Consider the following 13,296-nt stretch of genomic DNA (forward strand, 5'->3'; position numbering starts at 1 on the left):
CGGCCGCTCACCGCGTCTTGCCTGCCCGGCCGCTCCGCACCTCTTGCCGTGCTGCCGGACCCCTGCGCGAGGATGGCCGCATGGACAGTGATCTTGCTGGGGCCGCGCTGCGGCTCGACGGGGTGGGGCGGCGCTATGCCATGGGCGGGCCATGGGTCCTGCGCGGAGTCGCATTGGGCGTCCGTGCGGGCACGCTGGTGCGGATCGAGGGCGCGAACGGCACCGGCAAGTCGACCCTGCTGAGAGTGCTCGCCGGGCTCGACGCCCCGACCGAGGGCCGCGTGCTCGGACGGCCGCGCACGGCGTACGTCCCCGAACGCTTCCCCGCGGCGCTGCCGTTCACCGCCGCCGGTTACCTCACGCACCTGGGCCGCATCCACGGCCTCGCGAAGGGCGCGGCCGAGCGGGGCGCGCAGGAGTGGCTGGAGCGCTTCGGGGCCGGGAGTCACGCGCGTACGCCCCTGTCGGAACTGTCCAAGGGCAGCAGCCAGAAGGTCGCCGTGGCCCAGGCGCTCCTCGCGGGGCCCGGGCTGCTCGTGCTCGACGAGGCGTGGACGGGCCTGGACGCCGCGGCCCGCGACGAACTCGACCGGGCCGTGGCCGAACGGGTCGCGCGGGGCGGCGCCGTCGTCTTCGTGGACCATGACCCGCGGCGGCTCTCGGGGACGGTCGACGAGACGTACGCGGTGGCCGGATCGGCGGTGAACCTCCGTACGCCGGACGGCACTTCGCAGGATGCCGCCGCCCTGGAACGCCCTTCGGCCGTCATCGAGGCGCAGGGGCCGCCGGGGGTCGCGCCGCCCTCCCTGCCCGGTGTCGTCACCTCGCACTCCGCCGAGGGCGCGCTGCGGCTGACGGTGGCGGCGACGCACTCGGACGTCGCGCTGCGCGCGCTGTTGGCGGCGCGACCGCCGTGGCACGTGGTGTCGGTCTCGGAGGCTGTGCCGGGTCCCGCGTCCGCCGAGTCCTCCGCGCCGGGTCCCGCGTCCGCCGAGTCCTCCGCGCCGGGTCCCACGTCCGCCGGGTCCTCTGTCGCGCCCACTGCTTTGCCTGCGACTCCGCCCGCGTCGAGCGAGGTGTACGACCGATGAACGCCCTCCTCCACTACCAGTCCGCCCTCCTCCTGCGCTCCCAGCGCTGGCTCGCCCCCGTCATCCTCTACGCCGCGTTCCTCGCCGTCGGCGTACAGAGCGGGCAGCCCGTCCTCGACTCCCTCGCGTACGCTGCCGCCGCGCTGCTGCCCGTCGCCGCCTGGCTGGTACGGATCTGCGCCACCAACGAGCCGCCCGCCGCCCGCAGTTGCGTGGCCGCGGCGGCCGGTCCCTGGCGGGCGCAGCTGGCCTGCCTGCTCTCCGCCTTCCTCGCCTCGGCCGTGCTCGGCGCCGTCGCCACCGTCGTCGTCGCGCTGATCAGCGACTCGGCGAGCACCGATCACCGGACGGCCGTGAACCGGCTCGCGGCGAGCGGTGCGGGGCTCCTCGCGATGCTGGTGAGCGCCCTCCTGGGCACTGCCGTCGGCGCCGTCACCAGTGGGCCGCTGATGCGCTCGCCGGGGCGGGCGATCCCGGTGATGCTGCTCGCCTCGCTGCTCGCCCTGGTGACCACGGGCTCACCGGCGAAGGCGACCCTGACCGCGCTGGTCAAGGGGTCGCGGGACGGGGCGGTGCCGGTGCCGTTGCTGCCGGTCGCGGGGGCGGCGGTGCTCGCGGTGGCGGCGGTGGGGGTGGCCTGCGGGATGGCTTCGCGCAGGGGGTGAGTGATGCGCGCAGGGGATGAGTGAAGGGCTGAGGGCCCGGGGGCGCGGGTCAGCCCGAGCAGGCCGTGCGCTGCGCCTCGTGCCACTCGCACACGGGGCACAGCGTCACGCCCTTGTGTGTCTCCGGGTACTCGGTGGGCTTGCGGCACAGCACGCACTCGGCGGTGTCGTCGCTGGTGGCGCCATCGGCTGTGTCGTCCATGGAGACCAGGCTATCCGCGCCGGCCGCGCTATCCGCGCGTATCGGCGGCCGTCCGGCTCTGCTCCGACACCCGGCTCTGCTCCGACACCCGGCTCTGCTCCGACATCCGGATCTGCTCCGACACCCGGACGAACCGGAAGCCGCGCTCGCGCAGCTTCGGGACGATCGTGCGCAGGGCGCGCTCGGTCGTGGGAGCCGCGCTGCGCGTGCAGTGCATGACGACGACCGAGCCGGGCCGCACCCCGTCGAGCACCTGCCGGGCCACCGCGTCGGCGTCCGTGGCGAAGGCGTCGCCGCTGACCACGTCCCACTGCACGGCCGTGACGCCGCCGGGAGCCAGCGCGCGCAGCGCCCGCTTGTCGTAACAGCCGCCGGGGAAGCGGAAGTACGGCACCTGGTGCTCGACGCCCGCCTTGCGGAAGGCGGCGAAGGCGCGCTCCACGTCGGCGCGCATGCGGGAGGCGGGGACGGTCGGCAGGCCGTAGCAGCGGTCGGTGAAGGCGTAGTGGCTGTACGAGTGGTTGGCGACCTCGAAGAGCGGGTCCCGGCCGATGTCCTTGGCCTGCGCCGGATACTCCTCGGCCCACCGCCCCGTCATGAAGAACGTCGAAGGCACCTTCAGCCGGCGCAACGTCGCCACCAGCGCCGGATTGTCGAACCGCTCGCCCGCCGCGGCGCGGGGCCCCTGATCGGCGGTCATGTCGGCGTCGAAGGTGAGGGCGACGGTAGGGGCGGCGGACGTCTTGGTGCGGGGCCCGTTCTTGAAGACGGGGGTGAGACCCGCGGGGCCCGGGGCGAGGGTCGCGGGGCGGGGCGGGGCGCTCGCCGAGTGGCGCGCGGCCTGGTCGCGGCTGCCCGGAGCCGGGTCCGAGCCGCAGGCGGCGAGCGCGGTGAGGGCTGTGAGGGTGAGGGCGGTCAGGGCGCGGGCGCTGGTCAGTCTTCGGGTACCCGGTCTCCGGGTCAGGATGATCATCTGGCGAACATATCGCCACAAAAAGGATGAAAGGATGAAGAGCGAACCACACTGCCCCGGACGGCCGAACCGCTGTCCGTCCCGGAGTCCCGCTCCGAACAACCGGAGTCCCGCTCCGAACAAGAGGGACCGGCGGCGGGCGAGTGGTTGCTCGCGTGACGGGTGAGCGTCTCTGTGGCCCGCCTTCCCCGAATTCCGTTACGAGGAGGGGGAGTTGAGCGATCGCGCCGACCGTGCGGGATGGCCGCGGCTATTCTGCTGGCAGCTTGAGGTCCTTGCAGGCGTGGGGCGGAGGGGCCGTGGCACATGGGGCGGAGCACGGGCAGCTGATCGGCGGTCGCTATCGGCTCGTCCGGACTCTGGGTGCCGGCGGCATGGGGCGGGTCTGGCAGGCCCATGACGTGCAGCTTCGGACCGATGTGGCGATCAAGGAGGTGTTCCTGCCGCCGGTGATGTCGCCCGCGGACAGGGCGGACCGCCTGGAGCGCGCCATACGTGAAGCCCGCAACGCGGCGCGGCTGCGCGACCACCCCGGCATCGTCACCGTGCACGACGTCGTCATCGTGGACGGCGTGCCGTGGATCGTGATGGAGCTCGTCACCGGAGCCACCCTGCAGGAGCGCCTCCGGGCGGGACGCCTGACGGTGGATGCCGTCGAAGAGGTGGCCACGGCCGTCCTGAGGGCACTTGAAGCGGCACACAGGGCGGGCATCGTGCACCGTGACATCAAACCGGCCAACGTGATGGTGACGGCGGACAGGAGAGTCCTGCTCACCGACTTCGGGGTCGCGTTCAACGAGGCCGATGTGGGGCTGACCGTGACCGGGGTGGTCATAGGGTCGGCGCCCTATCTCTCCCCGGAGCGAGCCCGCGGACACAAGGGCAATGCCGCGAGCGATCTGTTCTCGCTCGGGGCGACTCTTTACGAGGCGGTGGAGGGGGTGTCGCCCTTCCGCCGGGAGACCGTCGTCGGCTCGCAGTACGCGGTCGTGCACGAACCGGCCCCTCCTCTGCGGTGCGCGGGCCGCCTCGCACCCCTGATCCTGGGGCTGCTGGAGAAGAACCCGGATGGCCGCCCGACGGCTTCCGAGGCGCTGGAACTGCTCACGTCACGCGCACCGAAGCCGACCCCGACCCTGACCCCGACCCCGAGCCTGCCCCCGACTCCGACTCCGACTCCGACTCCGACTCCGACTCCGACCCCGCCCCCGGAGCCGGAGAGCCGCCCCATGGCGGTGATGCCCTCCAGCGGTGTGTGGGGCGCCGCGAGGACGGCGCCGCCCAGGCCCGCAGCCACCGGCCCCCGACGACAGGAACCGGCGCGGCGCAAGCCCCGTCGCGAAGTGGTGCTCGGCGTCGTAATGGCCCTCGCGCTCATCGGCGGCCTGTACGGCGGCTACCGGTGGACGCAGACGCAGTACTTCGTCGGCGCCCACGAGGGGCACGTGGCGCTGTACAGGGGAGTCGACAAGGAGCTTGGCTGGATGGGCCTGTCGACGGTGGAGGACGACCACCCCGAGATCGAGCTCAAGTACCTGCCGGCGTACCAGCGCAAGCAGGTCGAGTCGGCCATCACCGAAGATGGCATCGACGAGTCGGAGGAGAAGATCGAGGAGCTCGCCGTCCAGGCGTCGGCCTGCAAGAAGAACGAGCAGGCACGGTCCGCGAAGAGCGGCAGCACTCCCGCCCCCAGCCTTTCGGAGGAGGAGCAGAAGCTGGTCCCCTTGTGCGGCCGGCAATGAGCGGGACGCGGAGCGCCGCCGCCCAGCACGGCGGCCAGGGAGTGCTGCCGCGGCGTCCAGGCCTACTGGGCGCGGCAGGTCCTGAGGTAGCTGAGGAACGATGCCTGCAGCCCGGTCACGTGGGTTTCGTGCATGAGTGCGCTGGTGACGGAGCCGTTGCGTGAGGTCAGGCGGTGAAGGAACGTGGCCGTGTTCTTCGCGAGATTCTGGTAGACCGCCATGTCTCCGAGGATCTCCCGGTCGTTGAAGGTCACGTGGAGCTTGGTGGCAGGCAGGGTGTCACCCATCGCGTGAAGACGGGCGAAGACCTGACTGTCCGCGTTGACGATGCCGGGGCTGCCCGCGCCGATGCTCTCGAAGAAGGTGCTCTTGGTGAGCCAGGCGTAGAGACTGAAGAGTCCGCCGTAGGAGTAGCCGAAGAGCCCGTGACCGCTCGGGGCTGTGCCGTAGTCGCGTTCGATCCGCGGGTGCAGGTCGTCGGTGAGGAAGTCCAGGAACATGTCCCCGCGGCTGTCGCTCAGTTCAGCGAGGTAGGCATCGGCTTGCCCGCGAGTCATCGTGCCGGTTTCGACCCCCGTCTCCACCGCATCGATGTACTCCTTCGCGATGGGTTCGCCGGGGGGCACGAGGTCGCGGTTGCGCAGCCGCTCCCACTGCTCCGCTTCCTCGCCTGCGTAGCCCACGCTGACCTGGACGTAGGGCTGGATAGACTGCATGGGGTCCAGTTGCGTGACGATGAGTGGGGCGGTCATGCCCACGGCCCAGTTGCCGTCGAGGACGTACACGACAGGCACTTGTGCCGCGGCGGGGTCGTAGCGCGGTGGCGTGGTGACCCAGATCCCGTAGTCGTGCCCACCGCCGGAGCGCATCTCGAAGTAGTCGGTGTGGGCGAGGCAGCCCTGCCACATGGTGCTCATCTGAGGTCCTTCATGATATGGCCGGCCTGGATCACGAGGACGGCGTTGGTGGGGTCGGAGAACAGTTCCGGGTCTTCGAGCGGGTTGCCGTTCCACAGCACGAGGTCTGCCTGCGCGCCGGGAGTGATGACCCCCACCTGGCCGGACAGGCCGAGGATCTCGGCGTTGGTCCGGGTCGCCGCCACGAGCGCTTCCATCGGCGTCTCGAGGGCTGCGCGCAGGCTGAGTTCTCTGCCGCGAAGGCCCTGGGCCGGACCGATGAGGTCGGAACCCAGCCCGATCCGTACTCCTGCGTGCTTGGCGACGGCGAGCGCCTTCGTCATCTGCTCGCGTACGCCCTCGACTCGGTCGCGGGTCGACTCGGCGAGCCCGGCTTGGGCGGTGTCGTGCAGCAGTTGCTCGACGACAGCGAACGTGGGCACGAGGGCGACTTCGCGAGCGGCCATCAGGGCCGCTGTGGATTCGTCGAGGCTGGTGCCGTGCTCGACACAGCGCACCCCGGCCTCGACCGCATTGCGTATGCCCTCGTTGTTGTGGGCGTGAACGGTCACATAGGTGTTCCGTGCCGCGGCTTCCTGAACTGCGACAGCGATCTCTTCCACGGTGAACTGGGTGTCGGACAGTCGATCATGTGCGCCCACCACTCCGCCGGTGACGCAGAGCTTCAGGAAGGAGGCTCCGCGACGGAAGGCTTCGCGGACGTTGTGCCGCAACTCGTCCGCGTTGCCCGCCATCATGGAGAGGGCGCACAGGCCGGGGATGTGGTGGCTGCTCCACAGCTCGGTGGGTTCCCATTCGGCTCCGTAGTAGCCGTGCCCGCCGATCTGGCATTGAACCGGTCCGCACGACAGGGTGCGTGGCCCTCTGACCTTGCCTTTCGCGATCGCGGTGACGACACCGCCGTCGATCCCGCCGGTGTCGCGAACGGTGGTGAAGCCGGCGTCGAGCGTCGCGCCGGCCGTGGCGAAGATGTCCGCCGCGACCTCGGCGGCACTTATCTGAAACGAGAAGTGCGGCTGGATGGGGCTCGACAGGCCCAGATGGACGTGAGCGTCGATCAGACCGGGCGTCATCGTCAGCCCCTCGGCGTCGAGACGCTCACCGTGCGCGCTGGAGGCGCCGAGCCGGGTGATGCGGCCGTTCTCGATGGTGATGTCGAGGTTGCTGGGGTCGCGCCCCGATCCGTCGATGACCGCCGCGCCGACCACATGAGCAGGTCCCATGGTCGATCCTCCGTCGTTGCGAGCCGGCTGCGACCATGTGCGAAGCAACACGGACCGCAAAGTTTCTTTTCCAATGGATAAACCGTGGGAGTGATCCTGTCAACCTCGGAACGCAAGGGCAGCGCGCGCGAGCGACTCCTGGCACGGCTTCTCGACGCCTTCGGCGAGGCCCTTCCCCCGCCGGAGATGTCGCTCCGTGAGGTCGCCGCCCGGATCGAGACAAGCCACGCCCTGCTGCGATACCACTTCGGGTCGCTCTCGGGTGTCTTGGCCGCCATGCTCACGGCGCAGCGATCCCGGGACAACGAGGCACTCCTGGAGGCCGCGCAGCAGGGCACCTTCAACGATTTCGTCGCGGCGATCTGGCGCGCCTACACCCGCCCGGAGCAGCTGTCGCGTACCCGCGGCTTCTTCTACGTCGCCGGACTGGCCGCGTACGGCCCCGAGGACTTCCGTGAGTTCGTGGAGTCGATCGGCGACCTGACCGTGATGCTGTCCTCGCTCGCGGAACGCGAAGGGCTCGACGCGAAGGAAGCGCGGGATCTGGCCACCGTCACCATTGCCGCGATGCGCGGCCTCCTCCTGCAGGAAGTCCTGACCCCCGGAACCCGCTCGGAGGACGCGGTCACCTTGATCCTGCGCATGAGAGAGGGCTGATCCGTTCCACGGACATCGGCGCACAGGCGCGCGACAACTGTCGGATACGAGGACGGAAAGTGGCGACAACAGTCGCCGCAACAAGGTCTCTGACCTGCGTAATGTGCGGACGACGGGCGGAGCGGCGACCCTCCGCGCCGCCAGCGGAACTGTCTGGTCCGGCAAGGAGAAGGCGGGTTGGAACATGGCTGAGAGCACAGACGTAGTCGTTGTCGGGGCCGGGGTGATCGGATCCTCCATCGCCCTCGAACTGGTGCGGAGCGGCCTGCGGGTCGTCGTGGTCGACAAGTTCGGCGGCGCGGGCAACGGCTCCACCAGCGCCTCGAGCGCCGTGGTCCGCTTCACCTACCCCACGATCGCGGGCGTCAGCGCTGCTTGGGAGTCCCGTCACTGCTGGGAAGCATGGCGCGACCATCTCCAGGCACCCGCCAGTGAACCCCTCGCGGCATTCAACCGCTGCGGCGTCACCATGCTGGACGTGGACTTCGCGCCCCGCGGCATGTTCACGCGACACTTCGACAAGGTCGGTGTCCCGTACGAGGAATGGGATGCACGAGAGCTGTCCCGGCGGTGGCCCGCCGTGGACACCGGCCGGTACTTCCCGCCCCGTCCCGTGGACGACGACGAGTTCTTCGCCGACGCGCCCGCTCGGCTCGGTGCTCTTCACACACCCGACGGCGGCTACATCGACGACCCGCAACTCGCCGCGCACAACCTTGCTACGGCGGCCCAGCGACACGGAGCCGCCTTCCGGTGGAAGACTCCCGTCGCCGCGGTGACGCGGCGCGGGGGACGCGTGCGCGGGGTGCGCCTCCACGATGGAACCGAACTGTCCGCCGGGGTGGTCGTCAACGCGGCCGGCCCATGGTCGGGACAGCTCAACCGGCTCGCCGGAGTGGGCGGCGACTTCACCGTCGGTCTGCGGCCGCTGCGCCAGGAGGTACACCACGTAGCGGCGCCCGCCGGCTACCACGAGGCCGCCGGCGACGGGCACGCACCGGTGCTGGCCGATATGGACCTCGGCACGTACATACGGCCCGATGGCAGGGAGTTCCTGCTCGTCGGCGGCACGGAACCCGAGTGCGACCCGCTGGAATGGCTCGACGATCCGGACGACGGGAGTCCCACTCCGACCGTGTGGCGGTTCAGGACGCAGGTGACGCGGGCGGCTCGCCGACTGCCCGGCCTGCGCGTTCCCAACAAGCCTCGAGGTGTTGCAGGCGTATACGACGTGACCGACGACTGGACCCCCGTGTACGACCGAACCGAGCTTGCCGGCTTCTACGTGGCCATAGGCACCAGTGGCAATCAGTTCAAGAACGCCCCTCTGGTGGGCCGCCTCATGACCACCCTGATCCACGGTGTCGAAGGCGGGCACGACCACGACCGGAGTGCGCTCACGCACACCTGCGAGCACACCGGCCGGACCATCGACCTGGGTGCGTTCTCACGCCGACGCAGGCCGGCCCCGTCCACGGGCACCGTCCTCGGCTGACGCCAGTTGCTGAGCCGGGTTCCCCGGCGAAGAGGATGGCCCGTACCCGGCGGTCGACCACCTGTGCGGCGTCAGCGAGAAGGCACACCCGGCCGAACACCGTCTCGGCTGACCTGGTGCCGGGTATCCGGTCAACGTTGCGTTGCCCGGCTGCGGCCCGTGCTCAGAACACCACGTCCGGCGCATTCGTCGATGCCGGAAGGCGGGGGTGCAACTCTGCCGTCTTCAGGCCGAGATGCGCGGCCAGTCGGTCGTCGCCGACGTCCAGTCGCAGTCCGGTGAGCTGCTCGACGCGATGCAGCCGTTTGTAGAGGGTGGAGCGGTGGACATGCAGGGCGGTGGCGGCATGCCGGGCATCGCCGGCGTGATCGAGATAGACCCGCAGGGTTTCCACCAGCCCACGGTGCGCGGGGTTCGAAAGCAGGGGGCGCAGCCCCGGGTGGATGCCCTGGGCAAGCTGGTCGGGGGTGAGCTTGCCCAAGAGCGCGTACACCCCCAGCTGTCCATGAGCCACTACGTGACCCAGGGTGCCCGTGATGCGGGCGACCTCGGCAGCGCAGCGGGCTTCCTCGTAGGAAGAGCGGGCCTCGGTCAGACGGGGGCGAGGCCCGCCTATGCCCACCCAGCACAGGCGGGCCAGTCCCAGGCCGAGTTCCGTGACCAGCATTTCGCGCAGAACCTCGGCAAGCTCGGCGGCATTGCGCTCGACGACCTGGGAACGCGCCCCAGGCCAGATCGTCAGCAGAAGCGCGTGATCCGGACGCGTCAGGGCCAATCCGCGCGAGGGAGGGAGCCGCCGTCGACAGCGGTCGACTGCGAGCTCCAGGGCCAGACGGCGGTCTTCGGCCAGGGGCTCGCCCTCTTCGCCCCCCACCATGGCCACCAGGACGGCGACCGGGCCGGCCACGGCGTGTTCCTCCTCGACGAGCGCGACACCCGCCTCCGTCCGGAGCGTCTGGTCCGGGGCGATCAGGTCGCGGACCAGCTCCCTGGCATGGCTGCGAGCCGCTTCGAGGCCAAGGTGGCCGCGGTGCAGGATGAGGGCGGCTTGCGCGGCCGCCTCGCGCAGCAACTCGACGGCCCGGTCGCCGACAGGGCCATCGGAGCCGATCAGCCATACGAAGCCGAGCAGCACGTCGTCGTGGCGGATCGGCATACCGACCCGTTCCATCGTGATGCCGATCGGGGGGCACGGCGGAAGAGTGAAAACATCGAAAGCCTGGGCAGCGCCCTGCTCGCAGACGTGCGCGACCAGCGCGGTCGACACACCGCGGTGCATGACCGATTCGATCCGGGCCTCGTCCACGTCGCCACTGTGCGCGTTGTACGCGAGCAGCTTGAGTCGCGCGTCGTCGACGGCGATCGAGCGGCCAAGGCGGGCACCGAACGCGTCGACAAGCCGCTGCAGCTCCGAGACCATCTCGGCACTGTATCTGGGGACATGAACTGTCCACAGATCGATAGCCTGGCCGCGCCCAGCGCCCAGCGGCCCGCGCCTCGAAGGCGCACATCGAGGTCAGGGAGTCCAGCCGCCGGGTGCGGCCGGTGCCACCGGTGCCAGGGGTATCGCCTCGGTGAACCGCTGCCGCAGCAGTTCGTACTCCTCATGACGGCGCGGCAGCCGACCCGGCGGTCGCTCCACGGAGCGCGGTTCCGTGATCCGCTGGTCCAGCAGGAACTGCTCGCGCGTCAGGTCGAGTTCGACCCCGCTCGCCAGGCGGTTCCACCAGTGGAAGCCCTGCTGCTCGCCGTCGGCCGACCACACCTCACCGACCAGCAACACGCCGCCGAGCAAGTCGTGCACGACGAGCGCGGTGATGTCGCAGTGCCCCCACGCCGGGTTGTCGGGGGTCCACGGGGTGCGGGCGGCGTCGTCGGGCGAGCAGGTGTCGGCGGACCACGCGGCGCGCAGTGCCGCGTCGACGCCGGTCGGGGTCAGTGGTCTCGCACTGGTCAGGGGCAGCGGATTCATGACGATCAGCATGGCACCCACCACTGACAACGCCCGCGGCACGACTACCGCTTGACGCCCCGCGGCAGCACAATCCCCGTGATCACGCACCGCCACGGACGAAGGGCTCCCCGCATGCGCTCGACCCTCTTCAACGTCGCCTTCGACTGCGCCGACGCGTACGAACTGGCGCGGTTCTGGAGCAAGGTGGTGGGCCACCCGCTCAACGCCGACGACCTCCCGGGCGAATCGACCGCGGCCATCGCCCTGCCCACCGGACTCCACCTCTTCTTCGCCGAGGTCTCCGAGCCGAAGACCCAGAAGAACCGCGTCCACCTCTGCCTCCAGCCCGAGACTCCCCGGGACGAAGAGGTGGAACGCCTCCTGGCGGTGGGCGCGACCGTGGCGGCGGACCGCCGGAACCCCGACGGCACCGGCTGGGTGGTCTTCACCGACCCCGAGGGCAACGAGTTCTGCGTGCTGCGCAGCGCGGCCGAGCGCGCGGCGGGCGAAGCGGCCGGCTGCGACCGGGCGGCTCCCTGACCGCGTCCTGACCGCGACCCCTGGCCCTGGTGCCCGATCGATCACCACGTTTTGAAGCGATCGATTCAGAATGTGCTAGCGTCCTGCTCGTCAGTTTTGGAGCGAGTGCTCCAAAAGAGCGGTCGTGATCAGGAGGGGCGTCAATGCCGCCTGCGGTGTACATAGTTGGGCTCGGCATCTTCACCCAAGGGACCTCGGAGTTCATGCTCTCCGGCCTACTGCCGGGCATGGCCGCCGACCTCGGCGTCTCGATCCCGGACGCGGGGCTGCTGATCTCGGCCTTCGCGATCGGCATGGTCGTGGGCGCGCCGCTGCTCGCGGTGGCCACCCTCAGCTGGCCCCGGCGCACCGCCCTCGTCAGTCTCCAGGCGGCCTTCGTCGTCGCCCACGTGATCGGCGCGCTCGCGCCCGGCTACGGGGTCCTCTTCGTCACGCGCGTGGTCAGCGCCCTCGCGTACGCGGGGTACTGGGGCGTGGCCGTGGCCACCGCGGTCGCCCTCGTGCCGCCCGCGGCCAAGGGGAAGGCGGTCGCGATCGTGGCGGGCGGCCTGACGCTGGCCACGGTCGTCGGCGTGCCCGCCGGCACCCTCCTGAGTCAGTACTCCAGCTGGCGCGCCGCGTTCTGGGCGGTGGCCGCGGCCACCGTGGTGAGCCTCGTGTGCACGCTGCTGGTCGTCCCGGGCGGCCGGGCCGAAGCCGGGCGTACGTCGGTCAAGGCCGAGCTGCGCGGCATGGCGCGGCCCCAGCTCTGGCTCTCGTACGCCGTCACGGCCTTCGCCTTCGGCGCGGTCATCGTCACCTTCAGCTATCTCGCGCCCCTGCTGACCGAGGTGAGCGGAGTGTCCGAGGGGTGGGTGCCCGCGGTCCTCGCCCTGTTCGGCGTCGGCGGGATGGTGGGCCTGGTCATCGGCGGCCGGACCGCCGAGGCGAGCCCGCTGCGGACCCTCGGCCTGGGGCTCGGCGTGCTCGCCGTGTTCTCCGCGCTGCTCGCGCTGACGGCGCGCTCCACCGTCGTCGTGATCGTGCTCGTCTTCCTGCTCGGGCTCGTCGGGTACGTGACCAACCCCGCCCTCCAGTCACGGGTGTTCACCCTCGCCCCGGCCGCCCCGACGCTGGTCGGCGCCACCAACACGGCCGCGTTCAACGTCGGCAACACCCTGGCCCCGCTCCTCGGCGGCATGACCATCGACGCCGGTCTCGGCTACGCCTCCGTCGCCTGGGTCGGCGCGGCGCTCGCCGCCGCCGGAGCGGTGGCCGTGCTCTGGGCGGCGCGACTCCAGCGGGCGGGACGGGACGCCGTGCCCCGGCCCCGGGAACGTACACGCGTGACCGCATGACCACGAAGGCCGTCGCACGCCACACGCCACCGACCCGACCGAGAGAAATGAGACACGCCATGTCACAGACCCCCGCAGTCAGCCCGTCGGGAGCCCGCACCCGCGTCACCGCCGACCCCGACTGGTACGCCTCCGCCGGGATCTCGCTCGGCATCCGCGTCGGAGACCTCGTCTTCGCCTCGGGGCAGGCCCCGGTCGACGAGCGCGGTCACACGGTGGGCGCCGGGGACTTCGAGGCCCAGGCGCGCCGGGCGCTGGCCAATCTCGCCACCGTCCTGACGAACGCCGGGTCCGGTCCGGACAAGGCCGTGAAGCTCACGGTCTTCGTCACCGACATCGCCCACCAGGACGTCTTCGCCGCTCTCCGCGCGGAGTTCTACGTACCGCCCTTCCCGGCGGAGTCGTTCGTCCAGGTCGCCGCGCTCGCCGATCCCGAGTGGCTGATCGAGATCGAGGGCATCGGCGCGCTCGCGTAGCCACGGCGTTCCGGATGTTTTGTA

Annotated in this window: 14 protein-coding genes; 8 read left to right on the forward strand and 6 right to left on the reverse strand. The window is 70.8% G+C overall.

The window, feature by feature from the left end:
* Positions 1-80: 80 nt before the first annotated feature.
* Positions 81-1,091 carry an ABC transporter ATP-binding protein gene (locus tag ACZ6ZP_RS07480; protein ID WP_469405928.1) on the forward strand — a complete coding sequence of 337 codons (1,011 nt, stop codon included), beginning with the start codon at positions 81-83 and terminating at the stop codon, positions 1,089-1,091.
* Positions 1,088-1,756: an ABC transporter gene (locus tag ACZ6ZP_RS07485; RefSeq protein WP_469405930.1), complete on the forward strand. Its 669-nt coding sequence runs from the start codon at positions 1,088-1,090 to the stop codon at positions 1,754-1,756. Before ACZ6ZP_RS07480 ends, ACZ6ZP_RS07485 begins: the two co-directional genes overlap by 4 nt.
* A gap of 49 nt (positions 1,757-1,805) precedes the next feature.
* On the opposite strand, the gene ACZ6ZP_RS07490 is transcribed toward ACZ6ZP_RS07485, so the two are convergent.
* Positions 1,806-1,958, reverse strand: a complete 153-nt coding sequence (locus ACZ6ZP_RS07490) for a hypothetical protein (protein ID WP_351158366.1) — start codon at positions 1,956-1,958, stop codon at positions 1,806-1,808.
* A gap of 28 nt (positions 1,959-1,986) precedes the next feature.
* On the reverse strand, positions 1,987-2,931 hold the full coding sequence (locus tag ACZ6ZP_RS07495; RefSeq protein WP_469405932.1) for a polysaccharide deacetylase family protein: 945 nt from the start codon (positions 2,929-2,931) through the stop codon (positions 1,987-1,989).
* Between the two features lie 299 nt (positions 2,932-3,230).
* Between ACZ6ZP_RS07495 and ACZ6ZP_RS07500 the strand changes: the two genes are divergently transcribed.
* A complete protein-coding gene (locus tag ACZ6ZP_RS07500; RefSeq protein WP_469405933.1) occupies positions 3,231-4,673 on the forward strand; it encodes a serine/threonine-protein kinase in 1,443 nt (480 codons plus the stop codon).
* A 62-nt stretch (positions 4,674-4,735) separates the two neighbouring features.
* Here ACZ6ZP_RS07500 and ACZ6ZP_RS07505 read toward each other — a convergent pair whose 3' ends face one another.
* Positions 4,736-5,590, reverse strand: a complete 855-nt coding sequence (locus ACZ6ZP_RS07505) for an alpha/beta hydrolase (RefSeq protein ID WP_351158373.1) — start codon at positions 5,588-5,590, stop codon at positions 4,736-4,738.
* Positions 5,587-6,798 carry a metal-dependent hydrolase family protein gene (locus ACZ6ZP_RS07510; protein ID WP_469405935.1) on the reverse strand — a complete coding sequence of 404 codons (1,212 nt, stop codon included), beginning with the start codon at positions 6,796-6,798 and terminating at the stop codon, positions 5,587-5,589. Before ACZ6ZP_RS07510 ends, ACZ6ZP_RS07505 begins: the two co-directional genes overlap by 4 nt.
* A 105-nt stretch (positions 6,799-6,903) precedes the next feature.
* On the opposite strand from ACZ6ZP_RS07510, the gene ACZ6ZP_RS07515 reads away from it, so the two are divergent.
* Positions 6,904-7,470 carry a TetR/AcrR family transcriptional regulator gene (locus ACZ6ZP_RS07515; RefSeq protein ID WP_454429257.1) on the forward strand — a complete coding sequence of 189 codons (567 nt, stop codon included), beginning with the start codon at positions 6,904-6,906 and terminating at the stop codon, positions 7,468-7,470.
* 184 nt (positions 7,471-7,654) lie between these two features.
* Entirely contained in the window at positions 7,655-8,965 is a 1,311-nt protein-coding gene (locus tag ACZ6ZP_RS07520) for an NAD(P)/FAD-dependent oxidoreductase (protein ID WP_469405936.1), read from the forward strand.
* Between the two features lie 163 nt (positions 8,966-9,128).
* Here the strand turns inward: ACZ6ZP_RS07520 and ACZ6ZP_RS07525 are convergent, their stop codons facing one another.
* Both ACZ6ZP_RS07525 and ACZ6ZP_RS07530 read right to left on the reverse strand, forming a co-directional pair.
* Positions 9,129-10,385 carry a PucR family transcriptional regulator gene (locus ACZ6ZP_RS07525; protein WP_469405937.1) on the reverse strand — a complete coding sequence of 419 codons (1,257 nt, stop codon included), beginning with the start codon at positions 10,383-10,385 and terminating at the stop codon, positions 9,129-9,131.
* Positions 10,386-10,481: 96 nt separating this feature from the next.
* Positions 10,482-10,949, reverse strand: coding sequence for a YunG family protein (locus tag ACZ6ZP_RS07530; protein WP_469405939.1), 468 nt, complete (start codon positions 10,947-10,949; stop codon positions 10,482-10,484).
* Between the two features lie 102 nt (positions 10,950-11,051).
* Between ACZ6ZP_RS07530 and ACZ6ZP_RS07535 the strand changes: the two genes are divergently transcribed.
* The 3 genes from ACZ6ZP_RS07535 to ACZ6ZP_RS07545 all read left to right on the forward strand — a co-directional run bounded on the left by ACZ6ZP_RS07535 (position 11,052) and on the right by ACZ6ZP_RS07545 (position 13,272).
* A complete protein-coding gene (locus ACZ6ZP_RS07535) occupies positions 11,052-11,459 on the forward strand; it encodes a VOC family protein (protein ID WP_351158385.1) in 408 nt (135 codons plus the stop codon).
* Positions 11,460-11,602: 143 nt separating this feature from the next.
* Positions 11,603-12,796, forward strand: a complete 1,194-nt coding sequence (locus tag ACZ6ZP_RS07540) for a Cmx/CmrA family chloramphenicol efflux MFS transporter (RefSeq protein ID WP_366462135.1) — start codon at positions 11,603-11,605, stop codon at positions 12,794-12,796.
* Positions 12,797-12,855: 59 nt separating this feature from the next.
* Positions 12,856-13,272, forward strand: coding sequence for a RidA family protein (locus ACZ6ZP_RS07545; RefSeq protein ID WP_351158390.1), 417 nt, complete (start codon positions 12,856-12,858; stop codon positions 13,270-13,272).
* Positions 13,273-13,296 lie beyond the last annotated feature (24 nt).

It is taken from the genome of Streptomyces sp. NPDC054047 (genome assembly GCF_055585065.1).

Excerpts from the sequence above, each read along its gene's own strand:
- ACZ6ZP_RS07495 (WP_469405932.1), bottom strand. The coding sequence starts at position 2,931 with ATGATCATCCTGACCCGGAGACCGGGTACCCGAAGACTGACCAGCGCC.
- ACZ6ZP_RS07505 (WP_351158373.1), bottom strand. The coding sequence starts at position 5,590 with ATGAGCACCATGTGGCAGGGCTGCCTCGCCCACACCGACTACTTCGAG.
- ACZ6ZP_RS07530 (WP_469405939.1), bottom strand. The coding sequence starts at position 10,949 with ATGCTGATCGTCATGAATCCGCTGCCCCTGACCAGTGCGAGACCACTG.
- ACZ6ZP_RS07485 (WP_469405930.1), top strand. The coding sequence starts at position 1,088 with ATGAACGCCCTCCTCCACTACCAGTCCGCCCTCCTCCTGCGCTCCCAG.
- ACZ6ZP_RS07520 (WP_469405936.1), top strand. The coding sequence starts at position 7,655 with ATGGCTGAGAGCACAGACGTAGTCGTTGTCGGGGCCGGGGTGATCGGA.
- ACZ6ZP_RS07525 (WP_469405937.1), bottom strand. The coding sequence starts at position 10,385 with ATGGTCTCGGAGCTGCAGCGGCTTGTCGACGCGTTCGGTGCCCGCCTT.
- ACZ6ZP_RS07535 (WP_351158385.1), top strand. The coding sequence starts at position 11,052 with ATGCGCTCGACCCTCTTCAACGTCGCCTTCGACTGCGCCGACGCGTAC.
- ACZ6ZP_RS07540 (WP_366462135.1), top strand. The coding sequence starts at position 11,603 with ATGCCGCCTGCGGTGTACATAGTTGGGCTCGGCATCTTCACCCAAGGG.
- ACZ6ZP_RS07480 (WP_469405928.1), top strand. The coding sequence starts at position 81 with ATGGACAGTGATCTTGCTGGGGCCGCGCTGCGGCTCGACGGGGTGGGG.
- ACZ6ZP_RS07545 (WP_351158390.1), top strand. The coding sequence starts at position 12,856 with ATGTCACAGACCCCCGCAGTCAGCCCGTCGGGAGCCCGCACCCGCGTC.
- ACZ6ZP_RS07490 (WP_351158366.1), bottom strand. The coding sequence starts at position 1,958 with ATGGACGACACAGCCGATGGCGCCACCAGCGACGACACCGCCGAGTGC.